Genomic DNA, 20,551 nt, shown 5'->3' on the forward strand with positions numbered 1-20,551 from the left:
AGTTTCATCTTAATATTTCAATCTAAAACGCTGGTTAGATTGAAATATTTGATATTGCCAAAATGCTAATTAAAATGTATGGGTCAGGAAAATATTAAAAAAGTCTCCAGTGACACCTTCTTTCGATGATAAGCCTTTAGTATATTTCATATGGACCATATTAAAGCTTTTTTTGGTCGGGATCATCACGGAAACAACAGGGCCAATTCCAGCAGTTCTTTGTCTTTGGCCTTCAACATCCTCTCCGCTAATTGTGTCTTTGCTTAACTGTTCAATCCAATAGCCTGAAATACCGGCAGATATAAGACCAAAACTTTTACCAACCGCAGTGTTTACCGTCAGCATATCACCATTTTGATATTTACCGTCTGGACCTACAACTTGCGGATGTTTGTTGTGCATATTTTTGAAGTTGTATTGATATGAAATACCAGTAGACCAATCCCATGTCGGGGCAAAATTATAAGTGTTCTGGTAAGCTGCTTCTACAGAAAAGTAATCTCGTGATACATTGGCTGGATTGTCGTCATCATATTTTGCAACAGGCATACCTAGATTGATACGAAAATTTTGATGTAAAGGGTTGGTTTCATTACCGCGCCAAGCAAGCATAATTGGAGAAACAAAAAGCCCGACAACATCTTTATGTTCACCATAAATAGGGATATCCCCATAAGGTGTATTTAATTCATGGTCAATGGTTACATCAAAATAGGGCACAACAAATGAATAGCCATAATCCGCACCAAACAATTGTTTTTCAGTCATATGTAGGTAACCTATAGACATTCCGCGTGATTTAGAACTGACTTTGTTAAATCCTGGACGGTCGTCACCAGAGCCATCTGTAAGTTCATCCCAATCATTGTAAATATAATTGGCCAATAATGTGTCGGAATTAGGTTTAGGTAAATGACCTGCACCCAAGGTGAAAAAAGCAACACGGCTTCGATCTGCAGGCTGTTCTGCTGCCTGTGCCATCCCTGAAAATAATGTTAAGCTGCATAATGCAAGTGTTGATAATTGAAATTTTGTCATGTGATTAATCCTTTAATAAATATCCAAATCATTTGCGAGTTTGAAAGGTCCTTTGTACATTTCCCCCATTTCTTGAATTAAGCTGTCATCGCTATGTGTAATTGCATGATTCAGAATTAGCAATTTAGGCTTAACCTGATTGGCAATGTCAGCGAGTTGAGCAGTTGTGGTGTGGGCATCCAACATGTATGGACGCCACTGTGCAGGCATTTGATCGATTGTTTTGTTGCTGATCACTTCATGAATCAGCACATCGGCATCCTTGAAGTTAGCCAAAATGTCATCCTGCTTTTTAGTATCACCACTAATCACAATCGTTTTATCTGGTGTTTCTACGCGGTAGCCAAAAGTCTTGGCTCGATCCCAAGTACCATGTTGAACTTTGAATGACTTAATGGTGACTTTTGCAGACTGATAGACAATTTGATTGCCGCTAATTTCTTGAACATTGGCTTGATGGCCATATTTTGTTGTAGGTTGTGGGCTATTTAAGCGGTGCTGAATATCATCCTTAAACGCGAGCAAGGTATTGTTGACCAATGAGGCAGTACCTTTGGGCCCAACAATAGAAAGTTTGTCTTCACGGCCTAACACCCATGGACGTAAAAGCAATTCAGGCAGGCCCAGCACATGGTCTGAATCTAAATGGGTGATAAATAATTTATTTAACTTTTTATAAGCCGTGTCTTGATTCAACTGAAAAGGATTAACCGATGGCATGAAATCATAATTCAAGGCATTTATATTTTTGAGTGCACCAGGTCCCGCATCAAATAGAAAAAGTTCCTTATCTACAACGACTAAAATACCTTGACCAGCACGATGTGCATTGACTCCCGGATTTGCTGTGCCCAGCATAATAACTTTAGTCCCAGCAGATGGGTTCGCTAAGATTGCATTACTCGATAGATTTGCTTTCTCAGCAAAAGTAGCTGTTGAGGCGCTGCAAATCATCGCGCACAATAAGGCGATGTGATGTTTTTTTATTGCTTTCATCAATGAAATCCTTTCATTTGAGCAAAAGTGTCCTAAGCCTTTAATAAATCCTTATTAAAGGCGCAATAACATGAAACTTATTGAGCTTTAGGTGGGACAGCCTGCAAAAATGTCTGTCACCCATTCAACAGCTTTAACTTCAGGTTCATCGTCCTTGCGACAGTCATGAAATAAAGCTTCGCTGAACTCGTTGGCTTTGGCTTGCTGTAATGCCGCTTGGAACTTTTTAGCCGCACCGCAGAAGGTATGTACATAACTGCCATCACCAATGCCGCATACAGCAAAATCAATACTAGATAAGTCCAGCTGAGCCTCAGTCAATGCTTTGTAAAATTTCGCACCATTGGATGGCACATCGCCAGCGCCATAGCTCGATGAACAGATAATGACTTTGTCAAAAGCTTTGATCTGTTCAATATCTAAATCGCCCATGTCGAGGAGGGTAGAGCTTAAGCCCATACCCTCCAGCTGATCATGAAGCTCCTCAGATACAAATTCTGCAGTGCCAGTCATGGATGCATATGTAACGAGAATATTCATAAATCACCTTATAGTTCAGGAATTTCTAAACGTGAAATAGGGAAGCCTAGCGTGTTGTAGCCTTGTTTCCAGCCCAATTCAATTGGGTGTGAAATTTCCATGAAAGCCAATGCTAAATTTTTCAGATTTTCCTGTTCTTCAGGTAAAGGTTGATCAAAGGTGAAAGTATCCAAATGCGCCATCATATTTTCAACTTCTGGAAGCAAAGCGTCATAAACCACTTTCAATTCTTCAATCGGAGTAGCAGCGCGTTTTGAGTTGCGCAGAACTTGAGTTGGCAAAGCCCATGCCGCAAAGCGCTGCAATTCGCTGAATTGAGCAGGCAGTGCCGGTAAAGTTTCGATCAAATTGTCTTTTTTAAATGCATTTACAGTTTGGTTCATGGTCTTAACCCTCAATCATTTCACGAGAAACACGGTAGTGATGCGCTAACATAAATTCTTGATCTGATAGCGGAAACTCATCAACAATGCCTGTTTTCAACATTTTGTGCTGTTTTTCTAAAGTACTTAAATCTTCTGCGCCCACTTCACGTACCAGCGTGTGTGCAAACTCTTGCGCAATGCGCTGGCTATGAGATGTTGCTGGATCTAAAAGCAAGCCAATTTCAAAGATTGATTTGTCAGGACTCACTGGCCAAAACCAAATTTCAACCGCCCAATCACGGCCTGTAAGGAACACGAAGTTCGGGAACAGTTCTACAACGTCAAATGCCCAGCCTTCAACTTGATCATAGTTGATACCAGAAGGTAATCCCGTTGTATCTGAAACAAACGTTGGAATTGACGGTGGTATTTTTGAGTAAGCAATCTTTTCTGATGGACGCTGTTCATGGAATGGGTTGTTTGGCGTAGAGTAACGGCCATGACGCTGTAATATTTCCATTGCAGGCAAATGGCGAAGCGGGTTTACAGGACTACCTTGATAGTCAGGCACTGTGCCAGCATGCAGGTAAAGCGTATGGTAGTTTTCAGTGAATGCGTTGATGCCTAAGTTCCAGTTGCAATCTACTTCACTACGAACAAGTGGTGATGCTCCGAAACGGTCGAAGAAACCTGTATATACACCAGCCAATTCACCTAAAGCTTCATGCAAAGTTTCTTTAGGATTTTCATCTAAGTTAATGAAAATAAAAGTTTCCCAAACTTCAGCATTAATTTCTTTTAGGCTATGGCAATCTTTGTCTAAGTTGTCAAAGTTATCTTCATCTGTAACGCCTTTTAGCTTGCCTTGAGCATCGTAAACCCAGCCGTGGAATTCACAGGTAAATGCACGCTTATTGCCTTTCTCAGCGCATTCCACTTGGAAACCGCGGTGACGACAAAGGTTATGGAATACACGAACTTTCTTGTCTTTGCCGCGCACGACCAGCATTGACAAATTCAAGCCTGGGATTTCTTTGGTAAAAAAGTCACCTGGGTTAGGAATTTGTGTGTCATGACCAATTGGGAGCCAAGATTTTTTAAAGATCTGATCAATTTCTTTTTGATAATATTCTTCAGAGAGAATTTCTTTAAAGTTTGCTTTCCAATTTAGCCCGTCTGTACGGCCCTTGATTGAAGAATCCATATTCGCTTACTCCTTTTTAAAAATTCAGAGTAAAAGCTCTTTAAAGAAAACTCAAAGCCTAGAACTGCGTAAATATATAGAAAACTGCTAAAAGCTATATGAACTTGCTACTGATTTAATATTTTAATACATATCAATAACTTAATAAATTTATATAAATATAAACATTCTTGCTGCCTTATATAAAAACCTGCTGTTATTTCAGAATGGCCCGTATTTTTAGTACATATCCTGATTACTCTAAGAGGGAAGTAATACATGGCTGTACTCAGGAAATATAGAATTATGGATGATCTCAAAACCCGTTTTGTTGTGGTTGGTGCAGGGCCAGCAGGCTGTAGCGCAGCAAAAGTTTTAATTGAAATGAATCATGCCGATGACGTTTTGCTGATTGGCCGTGAAGCAACATTAGCTTATGAGCGACCACCGCTGTCTAAAAAATCATTGCTAGAAGAGCAGGAGGCACCGCAGTTTCTGAGCGAAGCGCTATGGTTGGAAGAGCATCAGGCGAAAACTTTGTTGGATACCACGATTATTGAAGTTAATGCAGATGAACAGTTTGTTTTAACAGAAAAAAATCAAAAAATTTATTATGAAAAATTGTTATTAACCGTAGGTGCAGATCCGCGAAAATTAAATATAGCAGGTGAGCATCTAGATTCGGTTATTACTATTCGTGATTTTGCAGATGCGCAAAAACTTAAACCGCAATTGATTTCAGGTAAAAAATTGATTGTAGTCGGAAATGGTTTTATTGGTTTAGAAGTAGCGGCAACAGCAAGTCAATTGGGTCTAGATGTCACAGTAATTGGTCTGACTGAGCGTGTCATGTCGCGCACAATGCCAGTAGAAGTCAGTCAAGCTTTTGAACACAAGTTTGAAGATCATGGCGTTAAATTTCTATTTAACAGTACTTTGCAAAGTATTCAAGGTACAGAACAAGTTGAGTCAGTTGTGTTGCAAAATGGCGAAACTCTGGACGCAGATATTGTGGTCATTGGTATTGGTGCTTATCCAAATTCAGAAGGAATCTCTGGCATTGGTCATTTGCTTAGCAACGGTATAGCTGTAGACCAAAACGGGCAAACATTGGATGCCAATATTTTTGCTGCCGGTGACGTCGCCAACCGTGCAACAGACTTTGCCAATGAGCAATTTAATATGCGTTTGGAAGCATGGGAGCCTGCACGTGATCAAGGGCGCGCAGTTGCAGAATTTATGTCGAATCAGGCCAATGTCGATTTAACAGCACCTTGGATGTGGTCTGATCAATTTGACTGGAATTTACAGGCTATTGGCTACGGTCATTTGGCATCGAAGCAAGTTTTGCTAGGCAGTCAGGCTGATGCCAAATTTACCATTTTACAGCTTAAAGACAATGGTCAACTGGTTGGTGCAATTACTGTAAATAACGGTAAAGACATGACTTTGTGCCGTAGAGCCATAAAAAACGGTTTGAGTTTTGATCTTGCAGAGCTTCAAGAAAATACAGATTTGAACTTAAAACAAGTGCTGGCTTTAGCAAAAGCTTAAGCAGTAACAATCAGTAATGGGCAGTGACTTAATATTGATTTTTGGATAAGAAATTTAGAGATTACATGGAAAAAGGAATTGAAATGAAAACAGCAAAAGCCTTAGAAATTGCAGAACAGGGATATTTTTGGGTTGGTGTAGAAAAAAAAACATTGGGCAGTAATACGTTTGCGCATAATGCGATGGGCGTATTTTATCAAAAACCTGTTAACAGCCTTGGTCAGTCTGTAGTTATGGTACATGGCGGCGGCGGTCAAGGTTTAGATTTTATGACCACGCCAGATGGCCGTCCAGGTTGGGCGCAGTATTTCTTACAGCAAGGTTATGATGTCTATGTCGTTGACCGTCCGGGCATGGGGCGTTCGCCATATAATCCATTGGCAGATGGTGATTTCTTGCCATCTCCAACCTATGAAATGATGCAAAGCATGATGCTAGAGCCCGAAAAGCGCAACGACTATCCGCAAGCAAAATTGCATACACAGTGGCCTGCAGGTCAAGACACCCTGGATCAGTTTATGGCGAGCCAAGGACCAATGCCATCGACATTAGCACGAGCGCAAGAAGATATGGCGCGCTGCGGTGTAGAATTGTTAAAGAAAATTGGCCCTGCATATTTAATTACCCACTCAATGGGCGGACCATTTGGCTGGCTGGTGGCAGACCGTTGTCCTAAACTGGTTAAAGCCATTATGGCGGTGGAACCTTTTGGCCCGCCATTTGCCAAAGGTCCAGCAAATACTGGCGAGCTAGAGTGGGGCGTTACGGCCATTCCAATGACCTATGCACCAGAAGCGAAGTCTGCCAGTGATATTGCAAAAGTGCTGAAAAAATCAGCAGAAAAAGACACCGTTGATTGCTATGTACAGCAAGAACCAGCTCGACAGCTGGTTAATCTGAAAAATATACCTGTGTCGATTATGACGGGTGAAGCATCTTGGATGGCGCAGCACAATCACGGTATGACTGAATATTTACAGCAAGCAGGTGTGACAGCAGAACATTTACGCTTGGAAAACTATGGCATACATGGCAATGGGCACATGCTGCTGATTGAAAAAAATAGCAATGAGATTGCCAACTTTATTCATAATTGGTTTCAAGAAAAGTAGATTGTTAGTTTGTGTTTAAATGGAAGCATGTTATTTTAGTCATTGAAATAATATGCTTTTCCTATATTAAAAAGAGGAAAAGTTTCGCTGAGATAGCGCACAGATCATGAAGATCTGATCAATAAATGTAAGGATATAGCCATGTATATTAGCCAATCCTCAGAAACCGTACCGACGCTGGTTAATGTTTCAAATAGTCTTGCAGGACATATTAAGCCATTTGCTGATCGAGTAGATGTTCAGGCATCTTCAATTCAATCGCCATGGCGGGATATTCTAGATTTGGAATACAGTATTGTGCAGCCTGGCGAATTTAATAATTGCTATTTAACTCGCGCAGCACTAGTTTTTCATTTGGAAAAGCATAGCTGTCCTGTAGAGCGCATTACACAAAGCGGTACTTTTGAACAGCTGCTGATTAACGAAGGTTCAATGCATTTTGATCCTTTAGGTGAAGCTGTGGGTGCACGTTGGGCAGAACCGCGTCAGCTGCTTATTGTTATGCCATCTCAGTTGTGTCTGCAAAAAGCGCTTGGTGATGCACAATCTATTGATCAGATTGAATTTTTACGTAATACCAATACGCAAGATCCACAATTATTCAATCTGAGTATGGCTTTGCTTGAGGAATGCAAAAATGGCTTTGCAACGGGTCAGCTGTATGGTGAATCTATATCTTTAGCGCTTGCGGCTCGCATCATTTCTAAATTTTCCAATAATTCTGCCATTCCAAACCGTTATGACGGAAAAATTCCGCTATGGCGTTTAAATAAGCTAAAAAACTTTATCCATGAAAATTTGCATCAGGATTTATCCATTGCAGATTTGGCCAAAGAAGCAAATTTGAGCGAATTTCATTTTTCACGCATGTTTAAGCAAAGTACGGGCATGACACCGCACGCGTTTATGACCAAAAAGAAAATTGATCGGGCTTGTGAATTGCTTAAAAAAGGGCAACTTTCAGTAAACGATATTAGCGCTGCTTTGGGGTTTAAAAACCAAACACATTTTTCCATGCTGTTTAAACGTGTATTGGGCATGTCGCCAAGAGAATTCAAGAATAAAAGTTAAACTTACTTTGATAACATAGTAGATTGACTGTTGGTCAGGATAAAACTTACTCTATATCAATATTAATGAAGTAAATGACATGTGTTGTTTATTTAACTTATGTTCACCTAAAATCCAGTTCATATTTATTTTATTTAAAACAAATTAAATTTCAAAAGATAACTAACTTTTTAAAAATCTTAAAATTTCACTTCATGAACCTGGTTCTGCTACTGGGTTTTCCAAATTAGAGCTCAATATTATTTTTACGAAGGACGTAATAAACACCTCTCTTCCTATAAATATATTTAGTTTAAAAACAAATATTTAAATTGACTTACAATTTTTAATTTTAAAATTACTTGAACGACCAACTAAGAGTGTGTATATTTTGTAAACAGATGAATGCAGGTTGTTTAATAGCCGAAAAATCATTCGAGAATTTAAAAATGATTTAAAGGAATTAGGTCATTTTAGCTGAATAAAAAATAAGTTTGATTGCAGGCCCTCATAAGGCTTGGAGAAAAATATGGACGATTATTCAAAGATTTTAGAACTCAATGCGCGTTTTTCATGGCTTATTGATCATCATGATGGAAATGGTGTCGCTGAGTTATTTACAGAAGATGGTCTCTATGCCATGGGGCCTATGCAAGCCAAAGGCCAATCGCAAATCCAAGGTTTTTATGACATGCGTAAAGCACGTGGTGTGCGTAAATCACGTCATTTATTTTCAAATCCAGTGATTTTAAAACAAACAGAAAATTCGATTTCTGCTGTTTCTGTGCTTACATTGTTCGCTTTTGATGGTGAAGGACCACATCCAGCTGAAATTCACATGATTGCTGATTATCAGGATGAATATGTACGAGCAGAAGATGGAGTATGGCGCTACCAATCACGTGTGATCACACCTGTATTTGGACATGTGCCTAATTTAACTCAAAAGTAAAAATTAAAACGCTCGTTAATGGATAACGATGTTTAAAGGAATAGAACATGGATAATGTTTCAGATTCATATTTTTTAGTAAAAGTATTGCTTTCAATTTCAGTATTTGGCTGCTCAATCGTACCGCTTTTTGCTGATTTTAATAAAACCCATGCAACTAATCCAACTTGGGTAGGGCATGCCCGTTTTCATGTGGTTTGGCAATGTTTATCTTATGGTGCAATCGGTTTCTTTAGTTACTATTTACTGTGGTTTTATCAAGCAAGCTCAGTAGACCATTTCTATGTGGTTGCTCTCTTGAATGCATTTATTTATGCAGGTTTCTTTGGTGCATATCTTTCAATGCCAGTCTATGGCGGAGAAGCATTTGATGAAAATGGCTATCCTCCAATTAAAACCAAATATCTTACTTTTGAACTCAATGTATGGGCTTTTTCAGTATTTAGTTTGATTCTACTGAGTGCATTTTTACAGTTGCATTTTGGAATTTTTAAATAAGATTCGTTATTAATCCCAAAGTAAACCGATGAAATAGAACAGTAAAAATTAAGCAAAGGAAATGTATATGTCTATGAGCAATGGTATTCGTTCAATACAAGATATAGTTGAAATTGAAAAACGTCACTGGAAAGCAGAATGTGCATTTAATAGCACTTATGAAGTTTTGCAAAACAGTGCACAACTTTATCCAAACAATCATGCGATTGAATATTTAGTCAAAGGCGATGCAGAAGAAGAGCCTGTCATTACAACCTATTCAACATTATTGGAGCGTGTAACGCAGGCAGCAAATTTATTTCATACACTTGGTGTTTCAAGCACTGATGTCGTGACCTATATTTTGCCTAACTTGCCTGAAACACATGAAGTGATTTGGGGAGCTGAAGCGACAGGAATCGTTAATGCGCTGAATCCATTATCAAATGGTGAAACCATTACAAAGCTGATGATCGCAGCCAAAACCAAAGTGATCGTAACTTTAGCACCTAGCCCTACTGCGGACTTACTAACACCTTTGATCGCTGTTGCAGATTTAGTGGATAGTGTTGAAGCAATCGTTGTGGTAGACCCTTTACATTATTATGGTATCGCTGCATCGACTCTGCCACAAGAAACGCCTAAAGCGAAGAAAATTATTGCGTATCAAAAATTACGTGATCAACAGCCTAAAGGTAATTTATTGTCAAAACGTGTGTTCAATGCTTCAGATATTGCATCAATTTTTCATACGGGTGGCACGACAGGTATTCCTAAGCTCGCCCCACATACGCATGAAAATGAAATTTATACGGCATATTGTTTAAGCCTGATTACGAGTACAAATCCAGAAACTAAATTCTTTGTGGGCCTACCGCTATTTCACGTCAATGCCGTGATTGGTACTGGGTTGAGTACTTTTTTTGCAGGTGGAACAGTTTTACAAGTGACGGCTGCAGGTTATCGCACGCCGACAGTGATTCCGAATATTTGGAAAATTGTAGATCGATATAAAGTGACTGCAATCAGCGGTGTACCCACTGTTTATGGCTCTATGATCCAAGTGCCAAAAGATGGCTGTGATATTTCGAGTTTAAAACTCGCCATTTGCGGTGCTGCACCATTGGCTCCTGATCTATTTAAACGTGTATTGGCTTATACAGGTGTTGAATTGTTAGAAGCCTACGGTTTAACAGAAGGCACTGTGGTTTCAACCATGAATCCTGTTGCTGGTGAAAGACGGATTGGCTCTATTGGAATGAGAATTCCATTTCAACAATTAAAGTGTGCTGAAGTGAGAGCCGAAGGTAAATTGATTCGTGAGTGTGAGCCGAATGAAGTCGGTCAATTGTTGATTCACGGACCAAATGTATTCCCAGGCTATCTTGGCGGTTCAGGAGATGAATTTGTTGAGGGTTGGTTGAATACAGGCGATCTTGCAAAAATTGATGCAGATGGTTACGTCTGGTTAACAGGTCGAAGTAAGGATTTGATTATTCGTGGTGGGCATAATATTGATCCATCTATTATCGAAAATGCTTTGGCACAACATCCTGCAGTCAAAAATGTCGCAGCCATTGGGCAACCTGATGCTTATGCAGGTGAGGTTCCGTGTGCTTATGTTGATTTAGTCGAAGGGACATCTATTACAGGTGATGCGCTCAAAGATTGGGTGCGTGATCATATTGCTGAAAAAGGTGCAGCACCGAGCTATGTAGAAGTGATGGATACTCTACCTGTGACGCCAATTGGCAAACTCTTCAAGCCACCACTACGTCAGAAAGCCATTCACCGTGTATTCAAAGAAGCACTTGAAAATGCAGGTTTAGAAGCTGATTTAGAGGTATTGGATAAAGGGAAAGAAGGATTCTTTGTGGAAATACAGAGCCCTACACCTGAATTAATACAACAAATTCTAGGTACATTTACCATTCCATTCCGAATTAATGGAAATGTTTAATTAAATCAGTAGGTTTTAAAAGTCATTTAAGAAATCAAAATGGAAGATTGAAAGTCGCTATTTTTTGATGAATCTCTTACTTAAATGACCAAGTAATAAAATTTAAAGACAAACAAGGAAAGAAAAATGACTCAAATTAGACAACGTATATTTCAAGCAACAGAGGATTTCGTTCCTGAAATTGCAGCACAACGTCAACGTGGCTTAGAAATGCGTGAACGTGTTGCTAAAATTTTACCCATCATTGCTGCCAATGCGGAAAAAACTGAGCAAGAACGTAAAGTTCCTGATGAGAACATTAAACTACTGATTGAATGTGGTTTTACTCGTTCATTGCAACCTGCGGTATATGGCGGTTATGAACTCAGTCCAGAAGAATACTGTCCAATTATTACCGATATTGCAGGTGCATGTGCATCTACGGCATGGGTGAGTGGCTTATTGGCACAGCACAATCACGGCTTAGCATTGATGTCTAAGCAAGTACAAGATGAAGTGTGGGGAGAAGATCCGACGACACTGATTTCGTCTTCCGTAGCGCCGATCCATCAAGCGGAAAATGTCGAAGGTGGTATCAAAATTTCAGGTCGCTTTAGTTTCTCAAGCGGTTGTGATCATGGGCAATGGGCGGTTCTAGGTATTAAAAGATATGATATCCATATAGGGATGGAAGATTCACCTTGCTTCATATTAGTTCCACGTAAAGACTATGAAATTTTTGATGATTGGCATGTTGCAGGCTTATGCGGAACAGGTTCTAAAACCATTGTATTAAAAGATGTTTTTGTACCTGAGTATCGAATTGAATCTATCTTTGCAATGAATTTTGGTCAGTCATCAGGCTATGGACTACATGATGGTGGCATTTTCAAAGCACCATTTATGACTTATTTCTCATTTGGTTTTTCTGCTGTCGCTATTGGCATTGCAATGCGTGCCTTGGATGTTTATCAAGCTCGTTTGGCAGGTCGTGTACGTGCTTATACAGGGACTAAAGTTTCCGATAATGCACCATCATATATGCGACTTGCCGAATCTGCACATCAAGTTCGTGCTGCTTATCAAAGCCTTGCGACAGATTGGAAAGAAATTGCATCACGCAGCCGTTCAGGTGAGATTCCTGAAAGTGATGAATCAGGTTTGTGGCGTACCAATCAGGCGTACGTGACCAAAATGGCAATCGAAGCCGTGAGTCGCTTATTAGAAGCTTCAGGCGGTGGTGCATGGCAAACTTCAAATGAAATGCAACGCTTATGGCGTGATGCCAATGCCGCAGGTTCACATGCCTATTCCGACTATGATGTTGCAGCGCAGCTGTTTGGTCGTCAGTTGTTGGAACTCGATTTAGCCGAAGGCTTGATTTAATTCAAGGGATTTCTTTTTAAGGATAATGAAATGAAATTATGTAGTTATATCTACAAGAATCTTCGATCATACGGCTTGTATCAAGAAGATGGCATGATCTTGGATTTGAAAGCTCAATTAGGTCATCAAGCACCTTATGACCTTTCTGTTTTATTGGAAGAGCTAGAAGAAAAGGGAATAACCGTACAGCAGTTATTGGCTGATCTTGGTGATGCCCAACTGATCTTGAATACGGATGAAATACAGTGGCTACCGCCATTACGTAAACCGGGTAAGGTCGTGGGTGTGGCATTGAACAATACACTGGCGCAAATGATTGCATATCGTCCATCGACAACACCTGCATTTTTCTTAAAGCCGACAACATCATTGCTCGGTCATCATGCTGTAGTCACCGTAAATACAGATTTTGGAGTGACTCATCCTGAGCCTGAACTGGCGATAATTATCGGGAAAAAAGCTCGTCATATTGCTGAAGAAAATGCTTTGGATTATGTCTTTGGATATTCGATTATCAATGACATTACATCCCCAGGGCTTAAAGAGCGTGACAGTTTAGAACTTGTTATGCCTAAAGAGTTTTCTGGTGCTTATGTAGATTTACAGACTTGGCGAGAAAACCGTGATGAGGAGCATAAACGCTCAATTTATCTTACGTATCATGCGCTTTCAAAAGGGGCTGATGGATTTGGACCAATGGGGCCTTGGATCGTGACCAAAGACGAAATTGATGATCCAAATAACTTGACCATTGATTCATACATTGGTGATGAGCTGGTTTTCCAAGATTCCACTGCAAAACTGACCTTTAGTATAGAAAAAGTGCTTGCACATCTTTCTAAATATATGACACTAGAGCTGGGTGATGTGGTGCATATGGGTACGTCAATGAAAGCCATTGATGGCGGTAAATTTCCTTTATTGACCAATTGGGATATTACCAAGCATCCGCAGCCCATGAAAATTGAGATTCAAAAAATAGGAACATTGGTGAATCCCGTCGTTGTGGAGGGGACACTGCATTAATAAAGAAATGAGGAGTATTTAAATGGCTAATCAAGCTAAAGAAAAAACAATCAACAGCGGTACACGTGAGAAAATTTTGCAGGCTGCTTACAGTTGTTTTTCTGAAGAAGGTTACGCTAGCTCCTCTATTTCAAAAATAGCGAAACGTGCCAAGGTCTTATCCGGATCTATTTATTGGGCTTTTGAAACCAAAGAAAAGTTATTTTCGGAAGTGTTGCGAATCGCAGGAGATGAGTTTCTTGCGTCGTTGAAAGTTACAGTACGGTTTGAGCACGGCAAGCTTATTAATGCAGATGAAATCATTGCAAGATTATTAGAAAACTTTGGGACAGGACCTGAATTTCTAAGATTATTTTTAGCAGTCGCTGTAGAACCGAATGCAGGAAGTAATGAGGTTATTGCTGTTGCGAAAGATATTCGAATGCAATGTCGAAACATCATTGAAGAACCTATTTTAGAGGCTTTCTCTGAATATGACCAACAATACATTTCTCAAAATGCCCAGAGAATCAGTACGATGGTGATACAGCTTCTTGATGGTCTATATGTGGCAACAAAAATTGAAGGCAATGAAGTCAACATTCAGAGCTATATTTCGAATATTGTGCGTTTCATTGAGAATGAAATTCAGTTGTTGTCTCAACAAACAAAAAATGCAGTATCAATATAAAAACATATAGTGATATTAAGTTTTTTTAATGAAAATTAAAAACTAACAAAGAGATTTTGTCGGGCATTCGAAATCTCAATCAATTAACAAAAAATATTCTATACGTAGAATGATGGAGTAAGAAAATGTCCAATTTTGATCCACGAGATTTTCGTAATGCTCTCGGCTCATTTGCAACAGGTGTCACGATTGTCACGACCTTAAATGATGAACAATCGCCTATAGGCATTACAGCGAGTAGCTTTAACTCGGTTTCTCTAGACCCACCACTGGTACTGTGGTCATTGGGTAAAAAATCAAATGCTTTAAAATCTTTTCAAGAATCAGGGCACTTTGCTGTCCATGTTCTGTGTAATCGGCAGTCTGATTTATCTAATCAATTCTCACGTTCAGGCAGTGATAAATTTGCTGGCGTGGAGTGGGAAAGTGGTGTGTTAGGTTCACCCATACTGCCTGACTGTATGGCACGTTTCCAATGCAAAACACAGTACCAATATGAAGGTGGTGATCACATCATCTTTGTAGGTGAAGTATTAGAGTTTGAAAATACTCCTAAATCACCATTGCTATTTCATGCTGGCTCTTATGCAGATTCTAGACCTAAACCTAAGATCATTGAGCAAGAAGAAATTATAAATGAGCATACAGGAAGAGTTTCAGATTCATTTTTCTCATTTTTGTTGGCTCGAGCGCATTTCCAATGTGCATATCAAGCTCAGGAAGTGATGCAAGCTAAAGAGATTGACGAAAAAAGTATGTTTATACTCGGTTTGTTAAGTATGAATGGTGCAATGAGTATCGATGAATTAAATGAAAAAATTAAATTTATGAAGCATGAGGTTTTCATTTCTGATTTAGAAAACTTACAACATAAGTCATTCATCGAATTAGAAAATGATAACAATCGATATATTTTGACCCGTTTAGGGCGTCAAACATTTATCGAATTGGCTTCAAATATTGCATCTCTAGAAAGAACGATTTTGGCACAACTGTCAGAAACAGAAGTCATAGATTTTAAGTTGCTTTTGCAACGTGTAATCAATGCAACCTCTGTGAATATTCCACAACTTTGGAACTAAACACTTTTATTTAAAAAAAATCACAAAAGTGATAAAGGAGTTATATATGACAATTAACGGCAAATGGAACATGATCATTAAAACGCCAATGGGTGACCAAAAACCAGTACTCACGATGAAACAAGAAGGTGATGTTCTCATTGGTGGATTTGATGGTGAACATGGGCCAATGGAATTGGTAAATGGCAAAATTGAAGGCAATAAGCTGACATGGACGGGGAAGATGAAAAAGCCAGTCCCGATGTCATTGGTTTTTGAAGCAGAAATGGATGCTGAGGGTAATTTATCTGGTAAATGTAAATTAGGACCGTTTGGTAAATCGAATTTTACTGGTACGCCTGTTTAAATTATTACTTTTACGAATTAGTATTGAATGAAATAATTTGGTACTAATTCTAAAAATCTACAGATAAAATTTGACAGCACTTAAGGTATAAACTACTGTATATCAATATTAATGAACTAAAAAACAGGTTATATCTATTTAACTTATGTTCACCTAAAGCCTAGTTCATAAACGTATTTATGTTTATTTTATAATTAATTTAATGGCTTACAGCAAGAAAATTATAAATTTAGAAATTCTTAGTTCATGAACTTAGCTGAGAATACTTTTTTTCTACTAAAAATATCTTAAATGCGGAATTAATAAGATGGCTTCATTGTTCCTTTAAGTTCTGCTTAGATGAGTTTTCTGAAATTTCATGAATCAGCATCTCTCTATACTTATCAATATTGGTAATTGATTAGTTTTAGGTAGCTAGCGGATGTTTCCAGAAGCAGAAATTGATAGAGAGTCAATGGAGTTTGACGTAGTCATCGTTGGTGCAGGCCCTGCGGGTCTTTCTGCAGCGATTAAAATCCGTCAACTTGCAATTGAAAATAACCTGAACGATTTGTCCGTTTGTGTCGTGGAAAAGGGCTCCGAAGTGGGTGCACACATTCTTTCTGGCGCTGTGCTTGAACCGCGCGCGATGAATGAACTCTTCCCTGACTGGAAAGAACAAGCCGCACCTTTAGATGTACCTGTCACTGAAGACAAAACCTATATCTTATTGTCTGATGAAAAGTCTCAGGAAATGCCGCATTGGATGGTGCCAAAAACTATGCACAATGACGGCAACTATGTCATTTCATTGGGCAACTTGGTTCGCTGGTTAGGTACGAAAGCAGAAGAACTCGAAGTATCAATCTTCCCAGGCTTTGCCGCTTCTGAAATTCTGTATCATGAAGATGGTACGGTTAAAGGCATCCAAACTAGTGACATGGGTATTGGTAAAGATGGCGAACCGACGCACAACTTTACCGCTGGCTATGAGCTTCATGCCAAATACACGATTTTTGCAGAAGGCTGTCGTGGCCACTTAGGCAAACGCCTCATTTCTAGATTTGATTTAGATAAAGATGCTGATCCGCAGCACTACGGTATTGGTATTAAAGAGCTTTGGGAAATCGACCCTGCAAAACATAAAGCAGGTACGGTCATGCACGGTGCTGGCTGGCCTTTAACTGAAACAGGCTCTTCAGGTGGCTGGTGGTTATACCATGCAGAAAATAACCAAGTTACTTTGGGTATAATCGTAGACTTGTCATACACCAATCCACACATGTACCCATTTATGGAAATGCAACGCTGGAAAACACATCCACTCATCAAGCAATTCCTTGAAGGTGGTAAGCGAATTTCTTATGGCGCACGTGCAGTTGTGAAAGGCGGTTTCAACTCGCTGCCTAAGTTCACTTTTCCAGGCGGTAGCTTAATTGGTGATGACGCAGGCTTTTTAAACTTTGCAAAAATAAAAGGCTCTCACACTGCCATGAAATCAGGCATGCTGTGCGGTGAAGCTGTATTTGAAGCAATTGCTGCCGGAGTGAAAAAAGGCGGAGACCTTGCCATTGCACGTGTAACTGAAGGTGAAGACTTCTTCGTTAAAGAAGTTACTGCATACACTGAGAAATTCAACAGCAGCTGGTTAAAAGAAGAGTTATACAACGCGCGTAACTTTGGCCCTGCAATGCATAAGTTCGGCACATTCGGCGGCGGTGCATTCAACTTTATCGATCAAAACATCCTTAAAGTGCCATTTACGCTGCATGACTTACAGCCAGACTACAGCGTGTTAAAATCTATTGAAGCAAACAATGTGAAACCGAACTATCCAAAACCGGATGGCAAGATCACATTTGACCGTTTATCTTCGGTATTCGTGTCGAATACCGTTCACGAAGAGAACCAGCCTGCTCACTTGAAACTGACTGATGCTTCTATTCCTGTAAACGTCAACTTGCCAAAATGGAATGAGCCTGCTCAGCGCTACTGTCCGGCGGGTGTATATGAAATCATGGAAAATGACGACGGTGATAAGCTTTTCCAAATCAACGCGGCGAACTGTGTGCACTGTAAGACGTGTGACATCAAAGATCCATCTCAAAATATCACCTGGGTAACGCCTGAAGGCGGTGGTGGTCCGAATTATCCGAATATGTAATTTAGATAGTTCTTATGAGGATATCCTCATATACCCATACATGTAGGGTTATTACTAACTCTTCATTTTAATTTTTTAGGTAAAAACAGCCCTTTAGAGGGCTGTTTTTTTATAAGTCATTAGCATATGAGTTTTAATCAATTTGGTCATACCATAAAAATGTATGCTGATGTGCAAAACAGCCTATAAGGGTTATGTTCTTTCTAAGACTTATTGTTAACTCAAATTTTTCATCGTGCTTAGCATTTCTTTATATAATGTGCAAAACAGGAGGTTGATGTGCGAGATATACCACCATTAAATGCCTTGAGAACCTTTGAATGTGTTGCAAGACATAAAAGCTTTACCAAAGCTGCTGATGAATTATATGTAAGTCAATCTGCTGTAAGCCGGCAAATTACATTAATAGAAGAATACTTAGGGATAGAATTTTTCAAGCGAGAACGATCTGGTATCAGTTTGACCGATGCTGGCGAGAAATACTTTGCAGAAATTGGCCCCGCATTTAATAAAATTGCTATTGCTACGCGGGGGATGAGCTCTTACCGACGCAATAACGATATCGCATTAAGGGTATATTCAACTTTTGCCGCGAAATGGCTCGTTCGCCGTTTACAGAAATTGCATGCAGAAAATCCAAAATTACGCGTTAATATTAAGACCGCCGTTGCTCCAGTGGATTTTGCTACTGAAACTGTAGATGCCTCAATTCAATTTGGAGATGGCAACTGGTCCGATGTTGATAGCTATTTTTTATGCAGTGATGAAATACGCCCAGTTTGCAGTCCCTCTTTAATCAGCCACCTAACACGTCCACCAGCACCACAGGATGTAAACAAATATAAGCTTATACATTCAAACTATAGAAGGTTAGATTGGACTGATTGGTTAGCTGCTCAAGATTTAGAAAATGCCGAAACTGATCAATTTATATTACCTAATTCACTTCTTGCATATCAGGCCGCAATAGATGGAATCGGTATTGCCATGGCTCAAACAAAATTGATTGAGCAGGAAATCGCTACAGGCAGTCTAGTCTATTTTTCAGATTATGTTTTAAAACGTGAGATGGGATATTACCTAGTAGTTCCTCAAAACTCTCCAAAGCAAGACAAAATAAATGAATTGCGTGATTGGTTGGTCGAAGAACTCAATTAATTTTCATACCCAAAAATAATTAAAAAACCGGAACTGATGTAGTTCCGGTTTTTTTGTTTAACCTAATGTAATTTAAAAAGTTCAGCTTGCGATACGCAATGTCTTAATCTTTAAGAATTCATGAATACCTTCAGCACCGCCTTCTGTACCTAATCCGCTGTCTTTTACTCCGCCAAAAGGTGTTTCAGGCAACGAAGCTTGCCAATCATTGATACTAATTACACCGCTTTCAATTTCGTTGCTAATACGCTCAATATAGCTAAAATTATTAGTAAAAGCATAAGATGCTAGGCCAAACGGTAGGCGGTTGGCTTCCTCTAATGCATCATCTAAATCATTAAAAGATTTTAATATCGCAATTGGACCAAAAGGTTCTATATGATTCACTTGCGCTTCGAATGGAGGCTGAACAATGACAGTAGGCGCGTAATAGCACTCAGACAAATTTTCAAATTTACTGCCGCCTGCTGTAATCTCAGCACCTAAGGCGCGTGCATTTTGTACTAAGCTATCAATGGCATGTAAGCGACGCAGATTTTTAAGCGGCCCCATTTGTGTTGAGCCATCAAACGGCGATCCAACTTTTATCTGGCGAGCATAATTTGTAAATTTTTCACTGAATTTATTAAATATAGATTGCTGAATCAAGAAACGGGTAGGTGATGTACACACTTGCCCTGCATTGCGAAATTTGGCGGCAACCGCAGCTTTAGCAACTTTTTCTACATCAACATCTTCGCAGATAATCACTGGTGCATGACCGCCCAATTCGAGCGTGAGTTTTTTCAAATGCTTTGATGCTTTAGCCGCTAAAGATTGTCCAATTGATGTAGCACCAGTAAAGGTAATCATGGAAATTTCAGGGGACTCACAAAGAATATTGGAAATTTCTTCAGGATTGCCAAACACCATATTGACTAAACCTTGAGGAAAGTCCAGTTCATCAATAATCTGAGCAATTTTTAATGCAATGCCTGCTGTTTCTTCAGAGGGTTTAATCACGATGGAGCAACCTGCTGCCAAAGCTGCGCTGATTTTACGTGCTGGCGTAATGGCAGGAGCATTCCAACCTGAGAAAGCAGCGACTACGCCAACTGGTTCGTAAACAACGGTTTGTTTGATATTCGCAGTGCGCGGGGCAATAGTTTTGCCGTAAATCCGCCGCGCTTCTTCGCTAGCCCATTCAAACATCTCAGCAGCAGTTTGAACTTCTTTTTTTGCTTCGACCAAAGGCTTGCCTAGTTCTAAAGAAATCTGCTGTGCTAAATCGTCAGTCCGTTCATACATGAGCTTGGCAATTTGGCGAATTTTTACAGAACGGTCATATGCTGTTGTTTTACGCCATACTTTAAAGGCTTGATGTGCCGATTGAATCGCATCTGCTATATCTTGTGCAGACGTAAATTGAAGTGTTCCCAAAATTTCGGCTGTAGCAGGATTGATCACTTCATAATTGATTTCAGATGAACCTTGACGGAATTCCCCTGAAATATACTGACTATATTGCATGATTTATGGCTCTATAAAATAAGTAT

19 protein-coding genes are annotated in these 20,551 nt (G+C 39.5%); 13 read left to right on the forward strand and 6 right to left on the reverse strand.

The window, feature by feature from the left end:
• Positions 1–69: 69 nt before the first annotated feature.
• The 5 genes from B9T34_RS03155 to B9T34_RS03175 all read right to left on the reverse strand — a co-directional run bounded on the left by B9T34_RS03155 (position 70) and on the right by B9T34_RS03175 (position 4,143).
• A complete protein-coding gene (locus B9T34_RS03155) occupies positions 70–1,038 on the reverse strand; it encodes a SphA family protein (protein ID WP_086211722.1) in 969 nt (322 codons plus the stop codon).
• Positions 1,039–1,050: 12 nt separating this feature from the next.
• Positions 1,051–2,034 carry an MBL fold metallo-hydrolase gene (locus B9T34_RS03160; protein ID WP_086211723.1) on the reverse strand — a complete coding sequence of 328 codons (984 nt, stop codon included), beginning with the start codon at positions 2,032–2,034 and terminating at the stop codon, positions 1,051–1,053.
• 87 nt (positions 2,035–2,121) lie between these two features.
• Positions 2,122–2,574 carry a flavodoxin domain-containing protein gene (locus B9T34_RS03165; RefSeq protein WP_086211724.1) on the reverse strand — a complete coding sequence of 151 codons (453 nt, stop codon included), beginning with the start codon at positions 2,572–2,574 and terminating at the stop codon, positions 2,122–2,124.
• A gap of 8 nt (positions 2,575–2,582) precedes the next feature.
• Positions 2,583–2,957 (reverse strand): hypothetical protein, encoded by a 375-nt coding sequence (locus tag B9T34_RS03170; RefSeq protein WP_086211725.1) that lies wholly within the window; start codon positions 2,955–2,957, stop codon positions 2,583–2,585.
• 4 nt (positions 2,958–2,961) lie between these two features.
• A complete protein-coding gene (locus B9T34_RS03175) occupies positions 2,962–4,143 on the reverse strand; it encodes an aromatic ring-hydroxylating oxygenase subunit alpha (RefSeq protein WP_086211726.1) in 1,182 nt (393 codons plus the stop codon).
• Positions 4,144–4,428: 285 nt separating this feature from the next.
• On the opposite strand from B9T34_RS03175, the gene B9T34_RS03180 reads away from it, so the two are divergent.
• The 13 genes from B9T34_RS03180 (at position 4,429) to B9T34_RS03240 (ending at position 19,016) form a co-directional block, all read left to right on the forward strand.
• Positions 4,429–5,676, forward strand: a complete 1,248-nt coding sequence (locus B9T34_RS03180) for an NAD(P)/FAD-dependent oxidoreductase (RefSeq protein WP_171265111.1) — start codon at positions 4,429–4,431, stop codon at positions 5,674–5,676.
• An 83-nt stretch (positions 5,677–5,759) separates the two neighbouring features.
• Positions 5,760–6,788, forward strand: coding sequence for an alpha/beta hydrolase (locus B9T34_RS03185; protein WP_171265112.1), 1,029 nt, complete (start codon positions 5,760–5,762; stop codon positions 6,786–6,788).
• Positions 6,789–6,929: 141 nt separating this feature from the next.
• Positions 6,930–7,859: an AraC family transcriptional regulator gene (locus B9T34_RS03190; RefSeq protein ID WP_086211729.1), complete on the forward strand. Its 930-nt coding sequence runs from the start codon at positions 6,930–6,932 to the stop codon at positions 7,857–7,859.
• Positions 7,860–8,367: 508 nt separating this feature from the next.
• Complete coding sequence (locus B9T34_RS03195; RefSeq protein ID WP_086211730.1) at positions 8,368–8,790, forward strand: nuclear transport factor 2 family protein; 423 nt, start codon at positions 8,368–8,370, stop codon at positions 8,788–8,790.
• A gap of 47 nt (positions 8,791–8,837) precedes the next feature.
• The gene (locus tag B9T34_RS03200; protein WP_086211731.1) at positions 8,838–9,287 is read left to right on the forward strand and encodes a hypothetical protein; all 450 of its coding nucleotides are present in this window, start codon (positions 8,838–8,840) and stop codon (positions 9,285–9,287) included.
• Between the two features lie 67 nt (positions 9,288–9,354).
• On the forward strand, positions 9,355–11,226 hold the full coding sequence (locus B9T34_RS03205; protein ID WP_171265113.1) for an acyl-CoA synthetase: 1,872 nt from the start codon (positions 9,355–9,357) through the stop codon (positions 11,224–11,226).
• A gap of 126 nt (positions 11,227–11,352) precedes the next feature.
• On the forward strand, positions 11,353–12,591 hold the full coding sequence (locus tag B9T34_RS03210; protein ID WP_228147398.1) for an acyl-CoA dehydrogenase family protein: 1,239 nt from the start codon (positions 11,353–11,355) through the stop codon (positions 12,589–12,591).
• A gap of 30 nt (positions 12,592–12,621) precedes the next feature.
• Positions 12,622–13,617, forward strand: a complete 996-nt coding sequence (locus tag B9T34_RS03215) for a fumarylacetoacetate hydrolase family protein (RefSeq protein ID WP_086211733.1) — start codon at positions 12,622–12,624, stop codon at positions 13,615–13,617.
• A gap of 22 nt (positions 13,618–13,639) precedes the next feature.
• Positions 13,640–14,287 carry a TetR/AcrR family transcriptional regulator gene (locus tag B9T34_RS03220; RefSeq protein WP_086211734.1) on the forward strand — a complete coding sequence of 216 codons (648 nt, stop codon included), beginning with the start codon at positions 13,640–13,642 and terminating at the stop codon, positions 14,285–14,287.
• Between the two features lie 125 nt (positions 14,288–14,412).
• Positions 14,413–15,369: a flavin reductase gene (locus B9T34_RS03225; RefSeq protein WP_086211735.1), complete on the forward strand. Its 957-nt coding sequence runs from the start codon at positions 14,413–14,415 to the stop codon at positions 15,367–15,369.
• A gap of 46 nt (positions 15,370–15,415) precedes the next feature.
• Complete coding sequence (locus B9T34_RS03230) at positions 15,416–15,715, forward strand: hypothetical protein (RefSeq protein WP_086211736.1); 300 nt, start codon at positions 15,416–15,418, stop codon at positions 15,713–15,715.
• A gap of 421 nt (positions 15,716–16,136) precedes the next feature.
• Positions 16,137–17,858: an electron transfer flavoprotein-ubiquinone oxidoreductase gene (locus tag B9T34_RS03235; RefSeq protein WP_086211737.1), complete on the forward strand. Its 1,722-nt coding sequence runs from the start codon at positions 16,137–16,139 to the stop codon at positions 17,856–17,858.
• A gap of 279 nt (positions 17,859–18,137) precedes the next feature.
• Positions 18,138–19,016 (forward strand): LysR substrate-binding domain-containing protein, encoded by an 879-nt coding sequence (locus B9T34_RS03240; RefSeq protein WP_086211738.1) that lies wholly within the window; start codon positions 18,138–18,140, stop codon positions 19,014–19,016.
• 81 nt (positions 19,017–19,097) lie between these two features.
• Here B9T34_RS03240 and B9T34_RS03245 read toward each other — a convergent pair whose 3' ends face one another.
• Positions 19,098–20,525 (reverse strand): NAD-dependent succinate-semialdehyde dehydrogenase, encoded by a 1,428-nt coding sequence (locus B9T34_RS03245; RefSeq protein ID WP_086211739.1) that lies wholly within the window; start codon positions 20,523–20,525, stop codon positions 19,098–19,100.
• Positions 20,526–20,551: the final 26 nt, after the last annotated feature.

It is taken from the genome of Acinetobacter sp. ANC 3813, assembly GCF_002135435.1.
GTDB lineage: Bacteria > Pseudomonadota > Gammaproteobacteria > Pseudomonadales > Moraxellaceae > Acinetobacter.

Excerpts from the sequence above, each read along its gene's own strand:
- B9T34_RS03155 (WP_086211722.1), bottom strand. The coding sequence starts at position 1,038 with ATGACAAAATTTCAATTATCAACACTTGCATTATGCAGCTTAACATTA.
- B9T34_RS03160 (WP_086211723.1), bottom strand. The coding sequence starts at position 2,034 with ATGAAAGCAATAAAAAAACATCACATCGCCTTATTGTGCGCGATGATT.
- B9T34_RS03165 (WP_086211724.1), bottom strand. The coding sequence starts at position 2,574 with ATGAATATTCTCGTTACATATGCATCCATGACTGGCACTGCAGAATTT.
- B9T34_RS03170 (WP_086211725.1), bottom strand. The coding sequence starts at position 2,957 with ATGAACCAAACTGTAAATGCATTTAAAAAAGACAATTTGATCGAAACT.
- B9T34_RS03175 (WP_086211726.1), bottom strand. The coding sequence starts at position 4,143 with ATGGATTCTTCAATCAAGGGCCGTACAGACGGGCTAAATTGGAAAGCA.
- B9T34_RS03180 (WP_171265111.1), top strand. The coding sequence starts at position 4,429 with ATGGATGATCTCAAAACCCGTTTTGTTGTGGTTGGTGCAGGGCCAGCA.
- B9T34_RS03185 (WP_171265112.1), top strand. The coding sequence starts at position 5,760 with ATGAAAACAGCAAAAGCCTTAGAAATTGCAGAACAGGGATATTTTTGG.
- B9T34_RS03190 (WP_086211729.1), top strand. The coding sequence starts at position 6,930 with ATGTATATTAGCCAATCCTCAGAAACCGTACCGACGCTGGTTAATGTT.
- B9T34_RS03195 (WP_086211730.1), top strand. The coding sequence starts at position 8,368 with ATGGACGATTATTCAAAGATTTTAGAACTCAATGCGCGTTTTTCATGG.
- B9T34_RS03200 (WP_086211731.1), top strand. The coding sequence starts at position 8,838 with ATGGATAATGTTTCAGATTCATATTTTTTAGTAAAAGTATTGCTTTCA.
- B9T34_RS03205 (WP_171265113.1), top strand. The coding sequence starts at position 9,355 with ATGTCTATGAGCAATGGTATTCGTTCAATACAAGATATAGTTGAAATT.
- B9T34_RS03210 (WP_228147398.1), top strand. The coding sequence starts at position 11,353 with ATGACTCAAATTAGACAACGTATATTTCAAGCAACAGAGGATTTCGTT.
- B9T34_RS03215 (WP_086211733.1), top strand. The coding sequence starts at position 12,622 with ATGAAATTATGTAGTTATATCTACAAGAATCTTCGATCATACGGCTTG.
- B9T34_RS03220 (WP_086211734.1), top strand. The coding sequence starts at position 13,640 with ATGGCTAATCAAGCTAAAGAAAAAACAATCAACAGCGGTACACGTGAG.
- B9T34_RS03225 (WP_086211735.1), top strand. The coding sequence starts at position 14,413 with ATGTCCAATTTTGATCCACGAGATTTTCGTAATGCTCTCGGCTCATTT.
- B9T34_RS03230 (WP_086211736.1), top strand. The coding sequence starts at position 15,416 with ATGACAATTAACGGCAAATGGAACATGATCATTAAAACGCCAATGGGT.
- B9T34_RS03235 (WP_086211737.1), top strand. The coding sequence starts at position 16,137 with ATGTTTCCAGAAGCAGAAATTGATAGAGAGTCAATGGAGTTTGACGTA.
- B9T34_RS03245 (WP_086211739.1), bottom strand. The coding sequence starts at position 20,525 with ATGCAATATAGTCAGTATATTTCAGGGGAATTCCGTCAAGGTTCATCT.